We start from the raw sequence: 22,661 nt of genomic DNA, 5'->3' as shown, positions 1-22,661 counted from the left end.
GCTGACCAAAGGGGGATGCGCAAGCAGCCCCCTTTTTGGGTCTGGGTCTTTTATGCGCTCCCCACGTCAAACCCGCAACAAGATTGCACAGACGGACAACTGCTATAGAATAATACCCCTACTTTTATAGCCGTTAACCCAAAGGAGCATCGGCATGACACAGTTGAACCTCGAGCACTGGTGGCAGCCCTTTACCAACGTCAGGGCATTTCGAGACAACCCTCGAATTTTTACCCGCGCCGAAGGCTGTTTTCTCTATACCGATGATGGTCGCGATGTGCTGGATATTACCGCCGGTCTCTGGTGTGCCAATCTGGGACACGGCCGCCAGGAAGTGGCCGACGCCGTTAGCAACCAGCTGATGACGCTGGATTTTGCCCCCCCTTTCCAGTTCGGTAACGAGGTCACCTTCCGCTTCGCAGAGCAGCTGGCAAAGCTGGCACCGCCCGAGCTAAACCGGGTTTTCTTCACCAACTCCGGCTCCGAGTCGGTGGATACGGCGATCAAGATTGCCTACCAATACCAGCGCGCCCGCGGCAAAGCCAGCAAGACCCGGTTTATCGCCCGCGAGCGAGGCTATCACGGCATCAATATGGGGGGCACTTCGCTACAGGGGCTACCCAACAACCGTAAAGGCTTTCCGGTCTACGATGAGGTGGACTTCCTGCCGGACATGCTGGATATCGACCGTAACGCGTTTAGCCGGGGCCTGCCCGAGCACGGCACCGACCGCCTGCAAGCGGCCTTCAACAAGCTGGTCGCCCAGCGCGGTGCGGAAAACATCTGCGCTGTAGTGGTCGAGCCCTGTGTCGGCGCCGGCGGCATGGTACCCCCGCCCAAGGGCTACCTGCAGGCATTGCGTGAGCTGTGCGACCAGCACGATATCCTGCTGATCTTCGATGAGGTTGTCACCGGCTTCGGTCGCACCGGCGCGGCCTTTGCCGCACAATCGATGGGGGTCACCCCGGATCTGATCACCTGCGCCAAGGCGATCAACGGCGGCACCGTCCCCATGGGTGGTGTGTTTATGCGTGAGGAGATCCAGCAAGTCATTTTCGACGCCGCACCGGCCGGCGGGCCCGAGATTTTCCACGGTAATACCTACTCCGGGAATCCGGTCTCCTCTGCTGCGGGTCTGGCTGCCTTGGAAATTTATGCGCGGGAGGAGTTGCTAACCCGTGCTGCCGGTCCAATCGGCCAATACTGGGAGGACGCCTTGCACGGACTGCGCGATATCGACAGCCTGATCGACATCCGCAACTTCGGCCTGCTCGGCGCCGTCACCTTTGCCGCCGACAGTCGATTCCCGGCTGGACCCGCCGTACCTGTTCACAACCAGTGTTTCAAAAACGGCCTTCTATGCCGCGGGGTTGGCGATACCCTGGTGATGTCGCCACCCCTGACCATCAGCGAGCAGGAGATCGACCTCTTTATCGAACGCCTGCGCCTCTCGATCGCCGAGGTGATCGGCTAACGCCATCCCCTCCGCAATAAAGAGACAAAAAAGCCGGCATTGCTGCCGGCCTTTTTATGGCCCTGAACCCTGGTACGGGCTCAACCTCCCCGCCCCACGAAGCTCCTGATCAGGCTTTTTTAACGAACTCCGACTTCAACATCATCGGGCCGATGCCATCAACTTTGCAATCGATGTCATGGTCACCCTCAACCAGGCGGTTGATGCGAACCTTGGTGCCCACTTTAATCACCGACGAGGAACCCTTCACTTTCAGGTCCTTGATCAGGGTCACGTTGTCGCCGTCGGCGAGCGGGTTGCCGTTGGCATCGCGCACAACCAGTCCCTCCTCGACCTCCTCGGCGATGGTTTCGGAAGACCACTCGTGACCGCAGGAGGGGCAGACATACAACCCCCGGTCTTCATAGGTGTACTCGGCACTGCAGCTTGGGCAGGCGGGGTAATCGGCCATGGCATGGCTCCTGTTATCAATAAGATGGAAACAGCGCCCTGCGCTTCCAAAGGCACTGCGCTATTCAGACGAAGACCGCGACTGGCAACCCACTCCATACCGCCTTTGAGGCTCGCCTTGTGGACACCCTAAGCGGACGTTTGCCCACCGTCATCGTTGCCGAAGGTGAAAAGCGCGCATTGTACTGAAGCGCGCCCCAGGATTCCAATATTGAGCAGACAATGTTTGTCCGACCACCGGGCAGCAGACGCCAGGGTTATATCACCCTGACCTTGATGACGTGCTCAAGCGCGGAGATCGCCGCCACCAAATCCTCGGTCGCACTGCCTTCTACGTCGATGATGTTATAGGCGAGTTCGTTGCGACTCTTGTTAAGCATGTCGAGCACATTGACCTTACGCTCGGCGAGCACCGAAAGCACATCCCCCAGCACGCCGGAGACGTTGTGGTTGGAGAAGGTGATACGGCTTCCCCCCGCCCGGTCCATGCGAATATTGGGGAAATTGACCGAATTTTTAACGTTTCCATTTTCGAGGTAGTCGATCAGCTGTTCAGCCGCCATTACCGCGCAATTTTCCTCCGCCTCACGAGTGCTGGCACCGATATGGGGCAATAGCAGCACGCCCGCTTTCCCAATCAGGTTCGGGGTTGGGAAATCAGCTACATAAGCCGCCAGCACGCCCTCCGCCAATGCGGGTAAAATCGCATCGTGGTCGACGATCTCCTCCCGCGAAAAGTTCAGCAGCTTGAGTCCGGGCTTGGCGCTTTTCAGGCTATCGCTGTTAATGAGGTGATGGGTCGCTTCAAAGGCTGGTACGTGCAGGCTAACGAAGTCACTACGCGCTAGCAGGCTGTGCAGGTTATCCATCTTGCCGACCTTGCTGGAGAGTCTCCAGGCGGCTTCCACCGAAATCGCCGGATCGTATCCCACCACATCCATCCCCAACGAAAGCGCCATATTGGCTACCATTGAACCGATCGCACCGAGACCGACGACCCCCAATGTCTTGCCCGCGATTTCGCTACCGGCGAAGCGCTTTTTTTGTGCCTCCAGATAAGCGGCCATCTCGTCAGCGGGTTGGTTAGCATCAAGCGACTGTACAAAGGCCAACCCCTCGGAAACGCCACGAGAGCTTAGCAATAACCCGGTGAGAACCAGCTCCTTGACCGCATTGGCATTGGCACCGGGGGTGTTAAACACCACGATCCCCTGCTCGGAACAGCGCTCGGTGGGCACGTTGTTAACACCGGCACCGGCGCGGGCAATCGCCTGCAGCGTGTCGGGAAGCTCGATACTGTGCAGATTTTGACTGCGCAGTAAAAATGCATCGGGGTGAGTGATTTCGCTGGCGACCTCGTACAGGCTACGAGAAAAGCGGTCGAGACCAAGCGCAGAGATCTGGTTATAGGTTCGTATTTTGTGCATCAATGGCTTTCCTTTTTATTGTTATGGGCCGCACCCGGAGCTATCTACAGGGTTTCAGGCGCTCAGTTCGTGACTGCCAATTTATCGGTATCGAACAACCCCCTAGCCGACGCAATAGATGCACCGCAAAGCGGTTACCTGCGGACCTCAACATCGTCCGCAGGGTCCGGGGTCTGTCAGGCAACTTCAGCGTAGGCCCAATCCAGCCACGGCAGCAACGCTTCAAGGTCAGCGGCTTCGACGGTACTTCCCCCCCAGATACGGAGCCCTGGTGGTGCATCACGGTAGGATCCAATATCGTAAGCGACCCCCTCCTGCTCCAACAGTTTTGCCATCTTTTTAACCTGCTCCTGTTCGAGGGAGAGGGTAAAGCAAATACTGGTGTTGGAACGGGTCGGTTGGCTCTGGGCCAGAAACTGAATCCACTCACGCTCGGCAACAAAGCTTTCCAGTACCGCGAGGTTCTTACGGGACTTGTCGATCGCCGCGCTAACCCCTCCCAGACTGTCGACCCACTGCAACGCATCCAGATAGTCGGCTACGCACAGCATAGAGGGTGTATTGATCGTCTCCCCGCGGAAGATCCCTTCGATCAGCTTTCCAGCTTTGGTCATACGGAAAATCTTCGGCATTGGCCAGCTCGGAGTATAGGTCTCGAGTCGCTCCACCGCCCGCGGGCTCAGGATCAACATTCCGTGAGCACCCTCACCGCCCAGCACTTTCTGCCAACTAAAGGTGACGACATCCAGCTTCTCCCAGGGCATATCCATGGCGAAAACGGATGAGGTCGCATCACACAGGGTTAGACCCTCGCGCTGATCGCTGATCCAGTCCGCGTTATCGACCCGCACCCCGGAGGTGGTACCATTCCAGGTAAATACGATGTCGTTGGCAGCACTGGCCTGGCTAAAATCAGGCAGGTGGCCGTAATCGGCTTCATAGGCGTTCACCTGCGCAAGCTTTAGCTGCTTGAGAATATCGGTTAACCACCCCTTACCAAAGGACTCCCAGGCAAACACATCCACCGCGCGGGGACCCAACAGGGACCACATCGCCATCTCCATCGCCCCGGTATCGGAGCCGGGTACAACACCCACCCGATAACCTTCGGGTAGTTCCAGCAGGCGCGCAGTTTCCGAACAGGCGCGAGCGAGCGCATCCTTACCGACCGAAGAGCGGTGGGAACGACCCAGCGTGCTGATATCAAGCGCATCCAGTGCATAGCCAGGGCGCTTGCTGCAGGGTCCAGATGAAAAATTAGGGTTAGCCGGTTTAATCGCGGGCTTCATGGATATTCCTCGAAGATGCAAAACAGGGTTAGGGGGCGACGGCGAGGCCGGGTAAACGGGCATTATAGAGGAAGGTCGATCCTGCTGGCGAGCACGACCAAAGGTGGGTCACGGGAAATATCACACCACGCCGACGCAGCAAAGCGCCGAGACCCAATGCAGGCAAACCTTGGATGCTCGCTTGATATTTAGTCGCGCGGGCATCCCGACAAGAGTCGTGCCAGGCTGTTAGCTTGCTCTCTCGAGCGGCATACCCTGACTACGGTCATGATCAAGCATTTGTCTTGCGGTGAGTGGAAAGCAGCGGAAGATCCCGTGGCTGCGCACCCAGTAGGTGTGCCGACAATACGGGCAGGTTATTGATTCCAGACTTTTCATTCCCGGCAGTAAGCCGCCGATCGTTTCAATTCGATACGGGTGACCGCATTCGCTGTTATGGCAATATTCAATGCTGCACATAGTTACCCCCTATACTCCCTTGCATTAATCCCTATTGGAAAATCCATTTACCATGCCGCTGTCTGATGAGTCCGCCAACACTTGCGCACGCATCCTGACATAAGCTCCGTGAGCCGCCGAAACATGACCATCCTTCATGCCCAGAGCGTTACACCATAGCTCACGATCAAAAGTCCCCAGCTGCAATTCATTGGCCGCAGCCGCCCGGTAGTTATGTAAATCCATCACATACTCCAACACCAGAAGGAATTTTCAGCCCCATCACTACTGTGGGACCTCCCTGCCTATAACCTTACAATCTCCATGCCAATCGCTTACAAATGTGCTACATGGAGCGAAGAACAACGGAAACAGGTCGGCAGTTGACAAAGATCAACCCAGCACCCTATTTAGAAAGATTTCAAGACCCGGAACCTGAAATTAACAACACACAAATGCCAACCAGATCTCATTTTTTGGTTGGGAGTATCAAAAATGAGAAAAAGCAACAACCAGAGCGGTCAGATATTTGTTAGGCACTACAAGCAAAACGTGGAGATCAAAGAGGGGTCGCAGGCGCAACTGGACGCTAGAACGAAAGGGGCCAACACAAAGGGACGCGCCAGCCTGGGACAGAAACGAGAAAAGCAGCTCGAAAGCTGCTTTTTAGAAATATGGTCGGAACGAGAGGATTCGAACCTCCGACCCCCACAACCCCATTGTGGTGCGCTACCAGGCTGCGCTACGTTCCGACTGCACTACAGAAATGGCGACAACCTCAACTGCAGGACGGTGCGAATAATACAGCAATCGGCTACACCCGCAAACAGTTTTTAAGACTTTTTCGACTACTTCTTAAGGACTTCCAATACATCTTCCAGCTCGGCAATCATCTGTTTGACGATCTGTCGATACTGGGTGTTATCCTCTTTAACCTCGTCACCGGAGAGGCGGTTGCGAGCCCCCCCAATAGTGAACCCCTGATCATACAGCAGGCTACGGATCTGCCGTATCATCAACACATCCTGACGCTGGTAATAGCGACGATTACCTCGTCTCTTAACTGGATTGAGCTCGTTGAACTCCTGCTCCCAATACCGCAGAACATGAGGCTTCACTGCACACAAGTCGCTTACCTCACCAATGGTGAAGTACCTCTTTCCCGGAATCGGGGGCAGTTCGTCGTTATTGCTTGGCTCCAGCATAGGCTTCCACTCTGGCTTTCAGTTTTTGTCCAGGCCTGAAGGTCACCACACGGCGCGCCGTGATTGGAATCTCTTCGCCGGTCTTCGGATTTCGACCTGGTCGCTGACTCTTATCCCTGAGGTCAAAGTTACCGAAACCGGACAGCTTGACCTGCTCATTGTTCTCGAGCGCATCTCGAATCTCTTCGAAAAACATCTCTACCATTTCCTTGGCTTCACGCTTATTCAGGCCGAGTTCCTCAAACAGGCGCTCGGCCATTTCGGCCTTTGTCAAAGCCCCCATAGATTACATCCTTAGAGTGGCATCAAACCTCTCTTCCAGTGCACTCACCACTTTAGCGAATATTTCATTCACCTCATCATCAGTAAGAGTGCGCGATGGATGCTGTAAGGTCAAGCCTAAAGCGAGACTTTTTCTATGTGGATCAATACCTTTGCCTTGATAAACGTCAAACAACCTTAGGTTTGTGAGCCAGTCGCCAGCGGCTTCACGTACAAGATCCTGAACATCACCCGCATTTACAGCCAGATCAACCAGGACTGCGAGATCCCGACGAACTTCCGGATGCTTGGATAATTCATTGAATTTTGCGACAGACCCATCCATCGTATCCGCTTCGAACAGGTAGACAGGGTGATCGATACCCAGCTTCGCCTGAATGGAGGGGTGCAGCGCACCCATCTGCCCCATACGAACCCCCTGGTGGAACAGAGCGGCAGTTTGACCTGGATGCAAATAGGGAACATCGCTGATGGACTTAAAACTGTACTCGCTGCGATTCCCCCCCAACGACATCACGGCTTCCATATCTCCTTTGAGATCAAAGAAATCAACCCGGCCATTATCCCCCGTCCAGCCTTCCGGATGTCGGGTACCGTAGATCAAGCCGGCCAGCTTCAACTTTTGCTCGATTCCACCCTCACTGGGCACAAAGGTTAAACCTGATTCAAACAGCCTGACTCGGCTCTGCTGGCGGTTCAGGTTGTACTCCAGAGTTTTCACCAACCCCGGCAGCAGGCTCGTGCGCATCACCGACATATCCACAGAGATAGGGTTGGAGAGCACCACCGGCGCAAGATCCGGTTCAAACAAACTCTGCAGCTTGGGATCGATAAAACTGTAATTAATCGCTTCACGATAGCCAACAGCAACCAGCGTACGCCGCACGAGACCTAAACCCACGTGGGCCTCAGGCAAAGGCCTCATCCCCAAGCTCATCCGGGGAGCAGACGATGGCAGGCGGTGATAACCGTAGGTGCGCACGAGCTCCTCGATCAGGTCAACTTCGAGTTCGATATCAAAGCGGTAGCTCGGCACCCGCACACTCCAGACACCATCACCCTGCGCTTCAAGGTACATACCGAGGCGCTTCAATAGCTCCTCAATCTCCGAGTGGGGAATTTCAAGCCCTAGCAGATCAGTTACCTTCTGCGCACGCAGGGTCACAACGGGCTCAACCGGCAAGTGCTTGGCGCTGGAACTCTCCACCACGGGACCAGGTTCGCCGCCGCAGATTTCGAGAATCAAGTCCGTTGCACGCTCGGTCGCCCTGGCCTGCAACCGATGGTCAACACCGCGCTCAAAACGGTGGGATGAATCGGTATGCAAACCAAAAGAGCGCGCCTTGCCCGCGATTGATATCGGGTTAAAGAAAGCACTTTCAAGGAAAACATCCCGAGTGCTCTCGCTGACCCCGGAATCCTCCCCCCCCATGATGCCCGCCAGAGCCAGCGGACGCTGCTGATCAGCAATCAACAACACATCCGGCGTAAGGGTGACCTCCTGACCATCGAGCAAGACAAGGGTCTCACCCTGGCGAGCACGACGAACAACAATCGAGCCTTGCAATTGGTTCAGATCAAAACCATGCATGGGCTGACCCAGCTCGATCATCACGTAATTGGTTACATCGACAATCGGATCGATACTGCGGATACCACTACGACGCAGGCGCTCAACCATCCATAGCGGCGTGCTGGCGGTGACATCGACATTGCGAATAACCCGGCCGACATAACGGGGGCAGTCGGCGGGCGCCTCCAGGCTGACCGGAAAATGATCTTCGATTACCGGCTTGGTCGCATTGATAACCACCGGGGTTACCTGCTGCCGATAGTTAACCCCCACTTCCCGAGCGATTCCGGCTATGGATAGGCAGTCGGCGCGGTTCGGAGTCAGGTCAACATCGATGACGCGATCATCCAGAGTCAGAAAAATACGCAGATCGACACCAAGCGGGGCACTCCCCTCCAGCTCCATCAGGCCATCATGCTCATCTGAAATACCCAGTTCATCCTCGGCGCAAAGCATCCCGAAAGACTCTACTCCACGCAGCTTGGCTTTTTTAATCTTGAAGTTTCCGGGCAGCACTGCACCCACCCGGGCAAAGGGTGCTTTGAGACCGGCACGGGCATTGGGGGCACCACAAACAACCTGAAACTCCTCGCTGCCATCGCTGACCCGGCACACCTGCAACTTATCGGCATCGGGGTGCGGTTCTGCCGAGAGAATCTCTGCGACCACTACGCCGGAAAACTCGCTGGCCACCGGCTCTACGCCATCGACCTCGAGTCCGGCCATGGTGATCTGGTGGGTCAGTTCTTCGATGGTGGCTTTGGGATCTACCCACTGACGTAGCCATTGCTCGCTAAATTTCATCTGCTTTCCTGATTCGCTTACCGAGGGGCCGCGGCCCCGGAACTCTGTTTATCTGTGGCGGCGGAGCGCTTGATTTACGCCCCGCAACCACTTAGTGGAACTGCTCGAGGAACCGCAGATCATTGTCAAAGAACAATCGCAGGTCGTTCACCCCGTAGCGCAGCATCGCCAGGCGCTCCACTCCCATACCAAAGGCGTAACCGGTGTATTGCTCCGGATCGATGCCGGACGCAGTAAACACCTTGGGATGCACCATGCCACACCCCATTACTTCCAACCACTTAATATTGCCATCGGCGTCACGTCCCCACTCGATATCCACCTCTGCAGAGGGCTCGGTGAAGGGAAAATAGGAGGGGCGAAAGCGTACCGCAAGATCTCGCTCGAAGAATACACGCAAAAACTCCTCAACGGTGCTCTTGAGATCGGCAAAGCTGACCTTACGATCGACCAGCAAACCTTCAACCTGGTGAAACATAGGCGTATGCGTAACATCGGAATCACAACGATAAACCTTACCGGGACACACGATGCGAATCGGTGGCTGGCGATCCTCCATAACACGCACCTGAACCGGCGATGTATGGGTGCGCAACAGTGTATGGGCATCGAAGTAGAACGTATCGTGCATTGCCCGCGCCGGGTGGTGGCCCGGTATATTGAGCGCTTCGAAGTTATGGTAATCGTCTTCGATTTCCGGGCCTTCGGCGACTTCAAAGCCGATATTGGAAAAAAAGGCTTCGATTCGTTCCATCGTGCGGGTAACCGGATGCAAACCACCCAGATCCTGCCCCCGTCCCGGCAGCGTCACATCGATCGTCTCAGCACTCAGGCGCTGCTGCAGCACTTCACCCTCTAACGCCTCTTTGCGAACATTGATGGCGTCTTGCACCTTTTGCTTGGCTTCGTTAATTTTTGCACCGGCTGCTGGACGCTCCTCTGCCGACAACGCACCCAAGCTTTTAAGCAACGAGGTCAGCTCCCCCTTCTTGCCCAGGTATTGCACACGCACCTGATCCAGTGCCGCCGCATCAGCCGCTGCGGTGACGGCTTGCAAGCCGTCGGCAACCAATGATTCCAGTTTTTCCATTATTGAACTCCGAACACCATGCAGGGCCGATGCCCCAACAGAAAATAGCCCCGTATATTAACGGGAAAGGACCTAAAAAAACAGCAACTTGCACAGCCTGAAGCCCCTACCCGTAGCATTTGTGCAAACTCTTGCCGTCATAAACACCAGGCATTAAAAAAGGAGGCCGAAGCCTCCTTTTTCACGCTCTCTTACGAGATCAAGCAAGCGCTTCTTTCGCTTTGTTCACGATCGCAGCAAAAGCTGACTTCTCATGGACGGCGATATCAGCCAGGACCTTACGGTCAATCTCGATTGAGGCCTTCTTCAGACCAGCGATGAAGCGGCTGTAAGACAGACCGTTCAAACGTGAAGCCGCATTGATACGGGCAATCCACAGGGCACGGAACTGGCGCTTACGTTGACGACGGTCACGGTAAGCATACTGTCCAGCCTTGGTTACGGCCTGTTTGGCTACACGAAATACACGACTGCGGGCACCGTAGTAACCCTTAGCCTGCTTCAAAATTTTCTTGTGACGGCGGCGAGCCACCACACCACGTTTTACGCGAGGCATAAGCTATCTCCTAAAAAACATAATCTACCAATAAGAATCGGGTACGCTTAGCGCACTCGCAACATACGATCAACAGCAGCGACGTCGGCAGGGGCCATGCCCTTGGTGCCGCGCAACTGGCGCTTACGCTTGGTGGTCATTTTGGTCAGAATATGGCTTTTAAAAGCACACTTCCGCTTGTAGCCATTGGCCGTTTTCTTAAAGCGTTTGGCTGCTCCGCTTTTGGTTTTCATCTTTGGCATTTAAAGCACTCCGCATTCCTCGGCTCAACCTGTGTTAAAGCCGGTCAGTTAATATGAAAGCGATCAAACAACACAACCCGGCCAAGCCCGAGAGCCCAACCAGGGATGCACTGAAAACGATCACTTATTCTTTTTTGGGCCCAATACCATGATCAGTTGACGGCCTTCCATTTTCGGACGCTGTTCAACGGTGCCGTACTCTTCCAGGTCTTTTTCAACCCGGTTAAGCAGCTCCATTCCCAGCTCCTGGTGAGCCATCTCCCGACCGCGGTAACGCAAGGAAACCTTAGCCTTGTTGCCCTCTTCAAGGAAACGTATCAGGTTGCGCAGTTTTACCCGATAATCCCCTTCTTCGGTGCCCGGGCGAAATTTAATCTCTTTCACCTGGATTTGCTTCTGCTTTTTCTTAGCAGCAGCTTTTTGTTTCTTGAGCTCGAACAGATGCTTCCCGTAGTCCATGACCTTACACACCGGAGGCTCCGATGTTGCGTTGATCTCTACCAGGTCTAATTCGGCTTCACGAGCAATGCCCAGGGCTTCCTGGGTAGGTACGACGCCTATCTGCTCTCCATCCTGACCAATGAGGCGTACTTCGACAGCCTTGATATTTTCATTTATCGGGGGCAGCTGTACGCGTCGTTCCCTTTTATTATCTCGCTTAATTGTCACTTCTCCTATACGGATTGTCGTCAGGCATCGTCCTGGGTTCTGCCGAGCTTGGCCACTTCTGTAGCTATTAGCTCAACCAGAGTATCCAGCGGCATACTTCCAAGATCCTCTCCGGACCGTGTTCGCACCGCCACGCTACCATTTTCCATCTCCTTATCGCCCACTACAAGCTGATAAGGGACTTTCTGAATTGTGTGCTCGCGGATTTTAAAGCCGATCTTCTCGTTTCTCAAGTCCGCATTGGCCCTGAAACCCGCTTCTTTCAAGGTTTTTTCAACCTTTTGGGCATATTCGGCCTGATTGTCCGTAATATTCATGACAACGGCTTGGGTAGGGGCCAACCAAACAGGCATCGCGCCGGCATAGTTTTCTACCAGAATACCGATAAAACGCTCAAAGGAGCCCAGTATTGCCCGGTGCAACATAACCGGCGTTTGGCGCGAGCCATCCTCGGCTACAAATTGCGCATCGAGACGACCGGGCATTGAGAAGTCGACCTGTATGGTACCGCACTGCCAAACCCGGCCAATGCAATCTTTCAGTGAAAACTCAATCTTGGGACCGTAGAAGGCGCCTTCGCCCGGCAACAGGTCCCACTCCAGCCCTGTCGCGTTCAGCGCAGCCTCAAGCGCTGCCTCCGACTGATCCCAAACCTCATCGGATCCGACTCGCTGCTCGGGGCGCGTGGAGAGCTTAAGAATAATCTGGTCAAAGCCAAAATCCTTGTAAACGGCATAAAGCAGGTCAATAAATGTCGCCACCTCCTCCTGAATCGCCTCTTCACTACAGAAGATATGGGCGTCATCCTGGGTGAAGTTGCGTACCCGCATCAAGCCGTGCAGGGTTCCCGATGGCTCATTACGATGGCAGGAGCCAAATTCAGCCAACCGCAAGGGCAGGTCACGGTAGCTGCGCAGCCCCTGGTTGAAGACCTGAATATGGCAAGGGCAGTTCATGGGCTTGACCGCGTAATCGCGATTCTCGGAGTGAGTCGTGAACATCATCTCCTGAAACTTATCCCAATGACCGGATCGCTCCCATAGGGTGCGATCAACTACCTGCGGAGTTTTAATCTCAAGATAGCCGTTATCGAGCTGCACCTGACGCATGTACTGCTCCACCACCTGATAGATGGTCCAGCCATTCGGGTGCCAGAACACCATCCCCGGCGCCTCCTCCTGGGTATGGAACAGGTCCAGACGCTTGCCCAGCTTGCGGTGGTCACGCTTTTCGGCCTCTTCGATACGCTGCAAGTAGGCCTTCAAGGCTTTCTTGTCACCCCATGCAGTACCGTACACTCGCTGCAGCATTTTATTGCTGGAATCCCCACGCCAGTAGGCACCGGCCAACTTGGTTAACTGAAAGGCTTTCAAAAAACGGGTATTAGGGACGTGGGGGCCACGGCACATATCGATGTACTCCTCGTGGTAATAGAGACCAACCTGCTCCACCTCTTCACCCAGACCATCGATAATTTCAACCTTGTACTGCTCTCCACGCTCTTCAAAAATCCGACGCGCTTCGGCCACAGGCGTCCACTTTTTAACAACATCGTAACCCTTGGAGATCAGATCCTTCATGCGCTTTTCGAGCCCGGCAAGGTCATCCATCGTAAGCGTTTCAGGGGTATCGATGTCGTAGTAAAAACCCTCTTCGATAACCGGACCGATCGCCATTTTCGCCGTGGGCTGCAGCTGCTTGATCGCATGCCCGATCAGGTGCGCACAAGAGTGGCGAATAATCTCCAACCCCTCCTCGTCGCGGGCGGTAATAATTTGTAATTGAGCATCGTCAGCAATCAGCTCGCAGGCATCTTGCAGCTCACCATCAACGCGGCCGGCGATGGTGGCCTTGGCCAGGCCAGGACCGATATCTTCGGCCACCTGCATAATGGTGACCGGGTTATCGAATTGACGAATACTGCCATCGGGAAGGGTAATAGAGGGCATGGCTAACATCCTTCTGATCAGTGGTGACCCCTACCAAAGGCCACGTGTTTAAAAACGAAAAAAAGCCGGCTGATGCCGGCTTCTTTAAATTTGGTAGGCGCGATTGGAATCGAACCAACGACCTCCACCATGTCAAGGTGGCGCTCTAACCAACTGAGCTACGCGCCTGTCGTTTGGACGCGACGATTATACATTGCGCCCTTTAGCTGTCAAACCCCACGTGCAGCAAGAGCGATGAAAAAAGCGCTTGGCTATCCAGCCAAACCGGGAAGCAGCGATTTCAGACCCGCCGCCAACATCCCCATGGCGATAGCTGACAGCACCAGCCCCATAATTCGGGTCACAACACCAACCCCTGACTCCCCCAGACGACGGGAGAGGGGACCGGCAAAGCTGTATAGCAGCGCGGTCAGGACAGCCATAAGAATCACGATCAGGGAGACTTCAAAACGACTAATCAGGTGTTGGTGCTGGGAAACCAGTAATACGCTGGTCATGGTCCCTGGACCTGCAGTTATAGGAATCGCCATGGGTACCACAGCGATAGAATCCCTAGTTTCGGCATCTTCCAGCTCGGCAGTGGAATGCTTATGCTCAGACTTATTAAACAGCATATGCAGCCCGATGATTAACACCACCACGCCACCGGCCGCCCTCAGCTCGTCTACGCTGATACCAAAAAACCTCAACAAAACGTCGCCTAACCACACTACCAACAGGAGTGTCACCGCAATGGCGAACCCCGTTTTCCAGGCGATTTTACGTATCTCCGAGTCAGGCAGCCCCCCCGTCATACCAGCAAACACCCCAATATTCCCTATCGGGTTCATCATCGAAAAAAGGGTCGCAATAAAGCTAGCCATCGCGGCACTGGTTAACATACCCACCTCCATTCGGGACTTTCACAGCAGGGCAAAGACTCTTCGCCCGCAACCAAGTGATCACAATTCGTTCACAAAATGTATCATTTTGCCGCTCTTGCACATGATAGTATGCGCGCCAAAGGACACCTTACAACAGGCTCAAGAGTAACGATTCACGCCATGTTAGAACATTTTCATAGCAACATCGACGACAAGTTCTGCTTTACCCGCGAGCAGTCCAGCGAGTTTGCCAAGCGAATCGCCAATGACTTTAATGTCATCCACGACGTTGATGCAAAACGTTTTTGCGTACCCGGCGACCTGCTTTTCGCAATGGTGTTGAGCAAAACAGGGATTAGCACAAAGATGCGATTTACCTTCTCAGGCATGGTCAGCGAGAGCGTTGCGCTGGACTTGCAGGAGCTAAGCGACGGTCACCTGCGCGTCTGTGACGATAACGGGAAGGAGTACCTGGACGTAGAGCGTAGCGGAGCCATCAGCACCGACCTGCCAATGATCGAAGCCCTGGTCCGCAGCTATGTTTCCTTCTCCGGCATGAACTTCCCCCACCTGCTGGTCCCCCTTATGGCGGAGCAGAACGTTATGTTTAACCCCGACCGCCCCCTGGTGATCTACGAGAGCATGGCCCTGGAGCTGGACAGGCTTGACCTGACATCGCCCACCGTTGAATTTACCGGCGCATCATTGGACGTGGTAGGCAAGCGTGGCAACGTCACCATGAACTTCAGCTTTAGTGAAAATGGTGAGGTCGTAGGGCAGGGCGAGAAACGCATGATCATGAGCAGCCTGCGCAGCTACGAACAGCCGGTTATCGACCAGCTGATCAACGCCTACAATGAGCGCAAATCCCTCTTCGCCGCCTGATTTTTTGCTACTCAAAAAGAGCGCACAACCCGGGTTGTTCGCTCTTTTTTATCCATTTAGGGGCTTTTGAAGATCGCTGCCACTCAAACAGAATAGAAATTTCGGTACCAGCGTACGAATCGCTCAACCCCCTCCTCTACATCAGTACCCGGCCGATAGCGCACCGCTGCCTCCAGCGCGTCCACATTCGCCGCGGTTTCGGGGACATCCCCCGGCTGCATGGGCTGAAAGTTGATCTGCGCCTTGCGCCCTACGACCTGCTCGATGGTACGGATGTAGGTCATCAGCTCTACCGGCTCACCATGGCCGATGTTAAACACTCTCCAGGGCGCGAATGAGGTGGCCGGATCGGGACTGAGGCCCTTCCAACCAGCATCCGCGACAGCAACATCATCCAGTGAGCGCACAACCCCTTCAACGATATCGTCGATGTAGGTGAAATCCCTTCGATGATGGCCATGGTTGAAAACATCGATCGGTTCACCCGCCAGAATGTTACGGGTAAACAGAAATAGCGCCATATCGGGGCGACCCCAGGGACCATAGACCGTAAAGAATCGAAGTCCCGTTGTAGGTAACTGGTAGAGTGAAGAGTAGGTGTGGGCCATCAACTCATTGGATTTTTTGGTGGCGGCATAGAGCGACAATGGATGGTCCACATTATCGTGCTCGCTAAAAGGCAGGGATTCATTAGCCCCGTACACCGAACTGGAAGAGGCGTAAACCAGGTGTTCTATTCCCTGATGGCGACACCCCTCCAGCACATTCATAAAACCTACGATATTGGAGCTGATGTAGGCATCGGGGTTTTCCAGGGAGTAGCGCACCCCGGCTTGTGCAGCCAGGTTTACCACCCGCGAAAAACCGCCCTCCTGAAACAGGGCCTCTAGCGCCGTTTTATCGGCGATATCCATTTTGATAAAGCGAAACCGGTCGCATCCCAGGCCTCGCTTCAACTCCCGCAAGCGTGCCTGCTTTAAATTAACATCGTAATAGTCATTAAGATTATCGATGCCAACCACGCTATCCCCGCGGGCCAGCAGATACTGACACAGGTGGTATCCAATAAACCCGGCAGCACCCGTTACCAGTACATTCATACCGCACCACCAGGGGACATAGCCTCGGATGGCCAGTTGGAACGACCGATCGCGATATAGTCCAGTCCCTGTTCACGAAGCGCAACCGGGTCATACAGGTTGCGACCATCAAAAATTACCGGTGCCGACAGACTGTCGCGAATAGTGGCGAAATCGGGTGCGCGAAACTCACTCCATTCGGTACAGATCACCAACCCATCAGCGCCGGCCAGGGCTTCCTGCGCGCTAGCGCACAGCTGCAGTTGATCCTGTTCGCCATAGATGCGCCGCGCCTCTCCCATCGCTTGCGGATCGTAAGCTCGCACTCTGGCGCCAGCCCTCCACAAAGCCTCCATCAAAGCTCGACTCGGTGCTTCTCGCATATCATCGGTGCGAGGCTTAAACGCCAAGCCCCAAAGAGCCAGGGTTTTGCCTTGCAAGTTGCCGCTGAAGTACTGATCAATACGCTGATAGAGTTTTTTCTTTTGCTGCCGATTAACCTGTTCGACCGCTTGCAGCAACGATGCTTCGTAGCTGACCTCATTGGCCGTCCGCTCCAGCGCTTGCACATCCTTGGGAAAACAGGATCCGCCATAACCGCACCCGGGATAGATAAAGTGGTAACCGATGCGTGGATCGGAGCCGATCCCCCGCCGCACCTGTTCGATATCGGCCCCCAAATGCTCCGCCAGGTTGGCCATCTCGTTCATAAAACTGATTTTAGTCGCCAGCATGGCGTTGGCTGCGTACTTCGTTAGCTCTGCCGAACGCAGATCCATAAAAATCATGCGGTCACTGCTGCGGTTGAACGGTGCATAAAGCTCTTTCATTAACGAGCGGCTTCGCTCATTCTCGGTACCGACGATAATACGATCAGGTTTCATAAAATCGTCAATCGCGGCCCCCTCTTTTAGAAACTCAGGGTTGGACACCACATCGAATGAAAGATCCAGCCCACGCTCGGACAGCTGCTGGGCTATGGCGGCCCGCACCTTGTCGGCGGTCCCTACCGGCACCGTTGATTTGTCGATGACCAGTCTTTTATCGGGCATATAACGCCCAATTTCCCGCCCCACTGCCAACAGATACTGCAGGTCCGCAGAACCATCTTCGTCGGGAGGCGTGCCGACGGCGATGAACTGAATTTCCGCGTACTCCACGCCACGGCGAACGTCGGTGGAAAACTGCAACCGCCCCAGTTCACGATTGCGGTGCACCAGAACATCAAGGCCCGGCTCATAGATAGGAATTTCACCGCGTAGCAGGCAGTCGATCTTCGCTTGATCAACATCGACACAGAGCACATGGTGACCGACCTCGGCCAGGCAAGCGCCGGTAACCAAACCCACGTATCCGGTTCCAAATATTGTCAGCTGCATTATTTCTGTAATCCTTTCACAATCATTATTTCGGGAGTGCCCCTGATATCAGGGTTGCCCGTGCCAGGCAGGTTATAAACGCAGATCCGCCCATCCTTTGGGGAGCACTGACTTCACATCAAATAACACCGATGCTTCATTACGCAGGGCATCAAACTGCTCGCGAGACATACGTGCAAACTGCTCATGACCCACGGCCAGCACAACAGCGTCATACTTGCGTTGCGGGCACTCCGCCATGACCTCGACTCCGTATTCGTGCTGCGCCTCATCGCAATCGATCCAGGGGTCGTGAATATCCACCGCTACCCCCCAGCCCTTGAGCTCCTCAACGATATCGATAACGCGGGTATTGCGCAGGTCCGGGCAGTTCTCCTTAAAGGTTAGCCCCAATATGACAACACGGCTCTGCGCCACGTCGATTTTTTGGGCGATCATCGCCTTTATCAGCTTCTCCGCCACGTATGCGCCCATGCGGTCGTTAATGCGCCGCCCGGCCATGATCACCTCAGGGCGGTAGCCTATCTCCTGAGCCTTATAGGTGAGGTAGTAGGGATCAACACCGATGCAATGCCCTCCCACAAGGCCGGGACGAAAAGGCAGGAAGTTCCATTTGGTGCCTGCCGCCTCCAACACTTCGATAGTGTCGATATCCAGCTTCTCAAAGATCAACGCCAGCTCGTTGATGAGGGCGATATTCAGGTCACGCTGGGTGTTTTCGATCACTTTTGCCGCTTCAGCTACACGCAGGCTGCTGGCTTTATGGGTTCCAGCGGTAATAATGCTGGCGTAGAGCGCGTCAACAAAGTCGGCTATTGGCGGGGTGGAACCCGAGGTTACTTTAAGGATATTGACGAGTCGGTGCTCCTTATCACCAGGATTGATTCGCTCGGGACTGTAGCCTGCGAAAAAATCCCGGTTATAAACCAACCCTGAACCTTGCTCGATAATCGGTATACAGTGCTCTTCGGTGGCACCGGGATAAACGGTGGACTCATAGATCACCACATCTCCTGCCGCGATCACCGTTGCCAGGCTTTCGCTGGCCCGGGTGAGCGGTGTCAGGTCCGGGTTATGGAAACGGTCGATGGGGGTAGGTACGGTGACGATATAGACATTGCAATCACGCAAACCTTCCAGCTCACAACTGTACGTGAGGTGTTGCGCCTGGGCCAATTCAGAGGCGTCGACCTCCAGGGTACGGTCGCATCCTGAGCCAAGCTCCTGTACACGGCCCTGATCAATATCAAAACCAACCGTGTCGTAATATTTACCGAACTCCACCGCAAGCGGCAACCCGACATAACCGAGACCAACGACCCCGATTCGAACCTCTTCAAGCTCCCTGAACACGACACTCTCCTTAATCTGCAAATTTCATCCCTAATCCAGCTGACTCTTTACCAAACCGGCCTAGCGACAACACAACTGCCAACGGCTCACCCGGGGGGGCGAGCCCTCTCCGACTGACTGCCCCTAACGATTCAGTAACTGGGTGCGCAAGCGGGCGATTTCGTCCCGGACTACTCCGGCCTGCTCAAACTCCAGATCCCTGGCGTGCTGGTACATTTTCTCCTCAAGCTCCGCAATTTTAGTGGTCAACTGCTCCAGTGTCATGGCAGAGGCATCATAATCAGCACTTTTTTCCGCGACCTTGCGACGGGAGCGACCTTTACTGCCAGGAGCAACTGCACCCTCCAGAATATCGGCGATATCCTTATGAACCCCTTTGGGAACAATACCGTGCTCTCGATTAAACTCGATCTGTTTATTTCGGCGACGTTCCGTTTCCCCGATCGCGCGCTCCATCGATCCGGTAACGCGATCCCCATAGAGAATGGCCTTGCCGTTTAAATTTCGCGCCGCACGCCCGATGGTCTGGATCAGGGAGCGCTCCGAGCGTAAGAAACCCTCTTTATCTGCATCCAGAATGGCGACCAATGACACCTCCGGCATATCGAGCCCCTCCCGTAGCAGGTTGATACCAACCAGTACATCAAAGGCCCCGAGCCGCAGGTCACGAATAATCTCCACTCGTTCAACCGTATCGATATCCGAGTGCAGGTAACGGACGCGCACATCATGGTCCGCCAGATAATCGGTGAGATCTTCGGCCATGCGCTTGGTCAGTACGGTCACCAACACCCGGTCACCACTGCCCACCCGCTGGTTAATCTGGGATAGCAGATCATCAACCTGGGTTGATGCCGGCCGCACCTCAATCTGGGGGTCCACCAGCCCGGTGGGACGCACCACCTGCTCGACTACCTGCCCCTGATGCAGCTCTTCATAGGCTCCGGGAGTCGCCGACACAAAAATAGTCTGGGGCCGTTTTTGCTCCCACTCCTCGAACCGCATAGGCCGATTATCCAACGCCGACGGCAAGCGGAAGCCAAACTCCACCAGGGTTTCCTTACGAGAGCGGTCCCCCTTATACATTGCGCCGATCTGGGGTACGGTGACGTGGGACTCATCGAGCACCAGCAGCGCGTCATCAGGAATATAGTCAAACAGGGTAGGGGGTGGCTGGCCCGACTCACGCCCCGACAGGTAACGGGAGTAGTTTTCGATTCCAGAGCAGTACCCCAGCTCCATAATCATCTCAAGGTCAAAACGAGTCCGCTGCTCCAGGCGTTGCAGTTCGACCAGTTTGTTGGCCTCCCGCAGCTGCTGCAGCCGTTCATCCAGTTCGACTTTTATATGTTCCATTGCATCGAGTAGCGTTTCCCTCGGCGTCACATAGTGGGACTTGGGGTAGACCGTTACCCGCGGCACCCGGCGCAGCACTTCGCCCGTCAGGGGGTCGAAATAGCTCAGGCTCTCCACCTCATCATCGAATAACTCAACCCGTACCGCCTCCATGTCCGATTCGGCTGGAAACACGTCAATTACATCACCCCTAACGCGATACGTACCGCGGTGCAACTCCGTATCATTGCGGGTGTATTGCAGCTCGGCGAGTCGACGCAACACCGCACGCTGGTCGATACGATCGCCACGATCAAGGTGCATCATCATTCCGAGGTAGGATTCCGGGTCACCCAGACCGTAGATCGCTGACACAGTCGCCACAATAATGGCATCCGGCCGCTCCAACAGCGCCTTGGTGGCGGAGAGGCGCATCTGCTCTATATGATCGTTAATCGAGGCGTCTTTCTCGATATAGGTATCCGAGGTCGGCACATAGGCTTCCGGCTGGTAATAGTCGTAATAGGAGACGAAATACTCAACCGCGTTATTGGGAAAAAACTCCTTGAACTCACCGTAGAGTTGAGCGGCCAGGGTTTTGTTAGGTGCCATCACCACCGTAGGGCGCTGAATGCTCGCGATCACATTGGCAATAGTAAACGTCTTACCCGAACCGGTGACACCGAGCAGGGTCTGGGTCGCCAGCCCGGCGTCAATACCGGCGATCAGCTTACTAATGGCCTGCGGCTGATCCCCGGCGGGGTCAAAGCGGGATGAGACCTTGAATTCTCGGTCCATTCGGGTTCCTGCGTTAAAACGCTCTATAGTAGACTATACCGGTTTGCGAACCCGTGGTGCGGAGCGGCGAATAGGCTCAACATAAAAAGCGGTACAGTGAACCGGCAATGCTAACCCAGTCCCCCCGTTTATCAAAGAGGCAGCCAGGCGTGGATCTTCTCCAATCACAGCGCGTACAACAGATTAAACCCTCCCCTACCCTAGCCATCACCAGCCGAGCCGCCGAATTGCGCGCCTCGGGTAAGCAGATTATCGGGCTCGGTGCCGGGGAGCCGGACTTCGACACGCCAGAACACATAAAGGAGGCGGCTATCCAGGCAATTCGGGACGGCAAGACCAAGTACACCGCCGTCGATGGTACCCCTGAATTGAAACGCGCGATCATCGACAAATTCAGCCGAGACAACCAGCTGGGGTATCAACCGAAACAGGTTCTTGTATCTTGCGGCGGTAAGCAGAGCTTTTTCAATCTATCACTGGCACTGCTAAACCCGGGGGACGAAGTGATCATCCCTGCCCCCTACTGGGTCTCCTATCCGGATATGGTGCGTATTGCCGAAGCCACCCCCGTTATTGTCGACGCTGGCCAGCAACAGGGATTCAAAATGAGCGCCGAGCAACTGGAGTCTGCGATCACTCCCCGCACCCGTTTGCTGGTACTCAATAGTCCCTCCAACCCGACCGGCGTCGCCTATACCCGTGAGGAGTTAACCCAGCTCGCCCACGTGCTGATCAAGCACCCGCAGATCCTGGTGGCGACCGACGATATGTACGAGCACATCCTGTGGGCGAAGGAGCCCTTCTGCAACATTCTTAATGTATGCCCCGCCCTTTACGAACGCACTATCGTGCTTAACGGCGTTTCCAAAGCCTACTCGATGACCGGTTGGCGCATCGGCTATGCGGCGGGTCCCGAGCGGTTAATCGGGGCCATGAAGAAGGTACAATCCCAAAGCACTTCCAACCCTTGCTCCATTGCACAGGCAGCAGCGACCGCTGCATTGGCGGGTCCCCAGCAATGCGTACAGGAGATGTTAAAAGCATTTAAGCTGCGCCACGATTTTGTGCTCTCCCGCCTCAACCGTATTGAGGGCATCTACGCGATCCCCAGCGACGGTACCTTTTACAGCTTCCCCAGCTTTCACGAGGTACTTCAGGCTCGCGGGGAAACGGACCTGGAGTTGGCCGAGCGACTGCTTAATGAGGCGGGGGTTGCCCTGGTGCCCGGCTCGGCCTTCGGCGCCGAAGGTTATATGCGACTCTCCTATGCCACCAGCCGTGCGCAACTGAGCGATGCACTGGATCGCATTGAGCAAGCATTGGGTCAATAGTGAATCGGGAGGGTCTCCGCCCCCGACTGACTCGACCACTGTTCTTTGGTCGCAATTTGCCCAATGGCGGTTGCGCAGGGCGTTCGAATGTGGTGTTATTGCAGGCCATTCAATCTGCAAAATTGAAAACAACTTAGCGATGTTACGTTCAAATCCGGCCAAGAAAATTGTGATCAAACTCGTGGTGATT

The 22,661-nt window shown here is 55.0% G+C and carries 20 protein-coding genes and 2 tRNA genes; 3 read left to right on the top strand and 19 right to left on the bottom strand.

Annotation, left to right across the window (positions count from 1 at the left end; all coding sequences use genetic code 11):
• Positions 1-154: 154 nt before the first annotated feature.
• Positions 155-1,474, top strand: coding sequence for an aminotransferase class III-fold pyridoxal phosphate-dependent enzyme (locus ACP3PW_RS11020; protein ID WP_426416744.1), 1,320 nt, complete (start codon positions 155-157; stop codon positions 1,472-1,474).
• A 109-nt stretch (positions 1,475-1,583) separates the two neighbouring features.
• Here the strand turns inward: ACP3PW_RS11020 and ACP3PW_RS11015 are convergent, their stop codons facing one another.
• The 15 genes from ACP3PW_RS11015 to ACP3PW_RS10945 all read right to left on the bottom strand — a co-directional run bounded on the left by ACP3PW_RS11015 (position 1,584) and on the right by ACP3PW_RS10945 (position 14,329).
• Positions 1,584-1,925: a zinc ribbon domain-containing protein YjdM gene (locus ACP3PW_RS11015; RefSeq protein ID WP_426416743.1), complete on the bottom strand. Its 342-nt coding sequence runs from the start codon at positions 1,923-1,925 to the stop codon at positions 1,584-1,586.
• A 256-nt stretch (positions 1,926-2,181) separates the two neighbouring features.
• Positions 2,182-3,351 carry a phosphoglycerate dehydrogenase gene (locus ACP3PW_RS11010; protein ID WP_426416742.1) on the bottom strand — a complete coding sequence of 390 codons (1,170 nt, stop codon included), beginning with the start codon at positions 3,349-3,351 and terminating at the stop codon, positions 2,182-2,184.
• 176 nt (positions 3,352-3,527) lie between these two features.
• On the bottom strand, positions 3,528-4,640 hold the full coding sequence (locus ACP3PW_RS11005; RefSeq protein ID WP_426416741.1) for a phosphoserine transaminase: 1,113 nt from the start codon (positions 4,638-4,640) through the stop codon (positions 3,528-3,530).
• 483 nt (positions 4,641-5,123) lie between these two features.
• Complete coding sequence (locus ACP3PW_RS11000; RefSeq protein WP_426416740.1) at positions 5,124-5,324, bottom strand: hypothetical protein; 201 nt, start codon at positions 5,322-5,324, stop codon at positions 5,124-5,126.
• 429 nt (positions 5,325-5,753) lie between these two features.
• A tRNA-Pro gene (locus tag ACP3PW_RS10995) sits at positions 5,754-5,830 on the bottom strand.
• Positions 5,831-5,926: 96 nt separating this feature from the next.
• A complete protein-coding gene (locus tag ACP3PW_RS10990; RefSeq protein ID WP_426416739.1) occupies positions 5,927-6,283 on the bottom strand; it encodes a MerR family transcriptional regulator in 357 nt (118 codons plus the stop codon).
• On the bottom strand, positions 6,264-6,566 hold the full coding sequence (gene ihfA / locus ACP3PW_RS10985) for an integration host factor subunit alpha (protein ID WP_426416738.1): 303 nt from the start codon (positions 6,564-6,566) through the stop codon (positions 6,264-6,266). Before ihfA ends, ACP3PW_RS10990 begins: the two co-directional genes overlap by 20 nt.
• A 3-nt stretch (positions 6,567-6,569) precedes the next feature.
• Positions 6,570-8,942, bottom strand: a complete 2,373-nt coding sequence (pheT, locus tag ACP3PW_RS10980) for a phenylalanine--tRNA ligase subunit beta (RefSeq protein WP_426416737.1) — start codon at positions 8,940-8,942, stop codon at positions 6,570-6,572.
• A 91-nt stretch (positions 8,943-9,033) separates the two neighbouring features.
• On the bottom strand, positions 9,034-10,032 hold the full coding sequence (gene pheS, locus ACP3PW_RS10975) for a phenylalanine--tRNA ligase subunit alpha (RefSeq protein WP_426416736.1): 999 nt from the start codon (positions 10,030-10,032) through the stop codon (positions 9,034-9,036).
• A gap of 199 nt (positions 10,033-10,231) precedes the next feature.
• Positions 10,232-10,588, bottom strand: coding sequence for a 50S ribosomal protein L20 (gene rplT / locus ACP3PW_RS10970; protein WP_426416735.1), 357 nt, complete (start codon positions 10,586-10,588; stop codon positions 10,232-10,234).
• Positions 10,589-10,635: 47 nt separating this feature from the next.
• Entirely contained in the window at positions 10,636-10,830 is a 195-nt protein-coding gene (rpmI, locus tag ACP3PW_RS10965) for a 50S ribosomal protein L35 (protein WP_426416734.1), read from the bottom strand.
• A gap of 120 nt (positions 10,831-10,950) precedes the next feature.
• Positions 10,951-11,499, bottom strand: a complete 549-nt coding sequence (gene infC, locus ACP3PW_RS10960) for a translation initiation factor IF-3 (RefSeq protein WP_426416733.1) — start codon at positions 11,497-11,499, stop codon at positions 10,951-10,953.
• 20 nt (positions 11,500-11,519) lie between these two features.
• Positions 11,520-13,448: a threonine--tRNA ligase gene (thrS, locus tag ACP3PW_RS10955; protein ID WP_426416732.1), complete on the bottom strand. Its 1,929-nt coding sequence runs from the start codon at positions 13,446-13,448 to the stop codon at positions 11,520-11,522.
• A gap of 91 nt (positions 13,449-13,539) precedes the next feature.
• Positions 13,540-13,616: transfer RNA gene (locus ACP3PW_RS10950), tRNA-Val, on the bottom strand.
• Between the two features lie 83 nt (positions 13,617-13,699).
• Positions 13,700-14,329 carry a MarC family protein gene (locus ACP3PW_RS10945; protein ID WP_426416731.1) on the bottom strand — a complete coding sequence of 210 codons (630 nt, stop codon included), beginning with the start codon at positions 14,327-14,329 and terminating at the stop codon, positions 13,700-13,702.
• A 162-nt stretch (positions 14,330-14,491) separates the two neighbouring features.
• On the opposite strand from ACP3PW_RS10945, the gene ACP3PW_RS10940 reads away from it, so the two are divergent.
• Positions 14,492-15,196, top strand: a complete 705-nt coding sequence (locus ACP3PW_RS10940) for a DUF3581 family protein (RefSeq protein ID WP_426416730.1) — start codon at positions 14,492-14,494, stop codon at positions 15,194-15,196.
• An 83-nt stretch (positions 15,197-15,279) separates the two neighbouring features.
• On the opposite strand, the gene ACP3PW_RS10935 is transcribed toward ACP3PW_RS10940, so the two are convergent.
• The 4 genes from ACP3PW_RS10935 to uvrB all read right to left on the bottom strand — a co-directional run bounded on the left by ACP3PW_RS10935 (position 15,280) and on the right by uvrB (position 21,140).
• On the bottom strand, positions 15,280-16,296 hold the full coding sequence (locus ACP3PW_RS10935; RefSeq protein ID WP_426416729.1) for an NAD-dependent epimerase: 1,017 nt from the start codon (positions 16,294-16,296) through the stop codon (positions 15,280-15,282).
• Positions 16,293-17,654, bottom strand: a complete 1,362-nt coding sequence (locus tag ACP3PW_RS10930; protein ID WP_426416728.1) for a UDP-glucose dehydrogenase family protein — start codon at positions 17,652-17,654, stop codon at positions 16,293-16,295. The genes ACP3PW_RS10935 and ACP3PW_RS10930 overlap by 4 nt, the downstream gene beginning before the upstream one ends.
• A 72-nt stretch (positions 17,655-17,726) precedes the next feature.
• Positions 17,727-19,007, bottom strand: a complete 1,281-nt coding sequence (tviB, locus tag ACP3PW_RS10925) for a Vi polysaccharide biosynthesis UDP-N-acetylglucosamine C-6 dehydrogenase TviB (protein ID WP_426416727.1) — start codon at positions 19,005-19,007, stop codon at positions 17,727-17,729.
• A gap of 123 nt (positions 19,008-19,130) precedes the next feature.
• Positions 19,131-21,140 carry an excinuclease ABC subunit UvrB gene (gene uvrB, locus ACP3PW_RS10920; RefSeq protein ID WP_426416726.1) on the bottom strand — a complete coding sequence of 670 codons (2,010 nt, stop codon included), beginning with the start codon at positions 21,138-21,140 and terminating at the stop codon, positions 19,131-19,133.
• Positions 21,141-21,289: 149 nt separating this feature from the next.
• On the opposite strand from uvrB, the gene ACP3PW_RS10915 reads away from it, so the two are divergent.
• Complete coding sequence (locus tag ACP3PW_RS10915) at positions 21,290-22,471, top strand: pyridoxal phosphate-dependent aminotransferase (protein ID WP_426416725.1); 1,182 nt, start codon at positions 21,290-21,292, stop codon at positions 22,469-22,471.
• The last annotated feature ends 190 nt before the right edge of the window (positions 22,472-22,661 follow it).

The organism is Aestuariirhabdus sp. LZHN29 (assembly GCF_049985285.1).
Lineage (GTDB): Bacteria > Pseudomonadota > Gammaproteobacteria > Pseudomonadales > Aestuariirhabdaceae > Aestuariirhabdus.
This window is presented reverse-complemented; position numbering and strand designations above follow the sequence as displayed.

Excerpts from the sequence above, each read along its gene's own strand:
- ACP3PW_RS11020 (WP_426416744.1), top strand. The coding sequence starts at position 155 with ATGACACAGTTGAACCTCGAGCACTGGTGGCAGCCCTTTACCAACGTC.
- ACP3PW_RS11015 (WP_426416743.1), bottom strand. The coding sequence starts at position 1,925 with ATGGCCGATTACCCCGCCTGCCCAAGCTGCAGTGCCGAGTACACCTAT.
- ACP3PW_RS11010 (WP_426416742.1), bottom strand. The coding sequence starts at position 3,351 with ATGCACAAAATACGAACCTATAACCAGATCTCTGCGCTTGGTCTCGAC.
- ACP3PW_RS11005 (WP_426416741.1), bottom strand. The coding sequence starts at position 4,640 with ATGAAGCCCGCGATTAAACCGGCTAACCCTAATTTTTCATCTGGACCC.
- ACP3PW_RS11000 (WP_426416740.1), bottom strand. The coding sequence starts at position 5,324 with ATGGATTTACATAACTACCGGGCGGCTGCGGCCAATGAATTGCAGCTG.
- ACP3PW_RS10990 (WP_426416739.1), bottom strand. The coding sequence starts at position 6,283 with ATGCTGGAGCCAAGCAATAACGACGAACTGCCCCCGATTCCGGGAAAG.
- ihfA (WP_426416738.1), bottom strand. The coding sequence starts at position 6,566 with ATGGGGGCTTTGACAAAGGCCGAAATGGCCGAGCGCCTGTTTGAGGAA.
- pheT (WP_426416737.1), bottom strand. The coding sequence starts at position 8,942 with ATGAAATTTAGCGAGCAATGGCTACGTCAGTGGGTAGATCCCAAAGCC.
- pheS (WP_426416736.1), bottom strand. The coding sequence starts at position 10,032 with ATGGAAAAACTGGAATCATTGGTTGCCGACGGCTTGCAAGCCGTCACC.
- rplT (WP_426416735.1), bottom strand. The coding sequence starts at position 10,588 with ATGCCTCGCGTAAAACGTGGTGTGGTGGCTCGCCGCCGTCACAAGAAA.
- rpmI (WP_426416734.1), bottom strand. The coding sequence starts at position 10,830 with ATGCCAAAGATGAAAACCAAAAGCGGAGCAGCCAAACGCTTTAAGAAA.
- thrS (WP_426416732.1), bottom strand. The coding sequence starts at position 13,448 with ATGCCCTCTATTACCCTTCCCGATGGCAGTATTCGTCAATTCGATAAC.
- ACP3PW_RS10945 (WP_426416731.1), bottom strand. The coding sequence starts at position 14,329 with ATGTTAACCAGTGCCGCGATGGCTAGCTTTATTGCGACCCTTTTTTCG.
- ACP3PW_RS10940 (WP_426416730.1), top strand. The coding sequence starts at position 14,492 with ATGTTAGAACATTTTCATAGCAACATCGACGACAAGTTCTGCTTTACC.
- ACP3PW_RS10935 (WP_426416729.1), bottom strand. The coding sequence starts at position 16,296 with ATGAATGTACTGGTAACGGGTGCTGCCGGGTTTATTGGATACCACCTG.
- ACP3PW_RS10930 (WP_426416728.1), bottom strand. The coding sequence starts at position 17,654 with ATGCAGCTGACAATATTTGGAACCGGATACGTGGGTTTGGTTACCGGC.
- uvrB (WP_426416726.1), bottom strand. The coding sequence starts at position 21,140 with ATGGACCGAGAATTCAAGGTCTCATCCCGCTTTGACCCCGCCGGGGAT.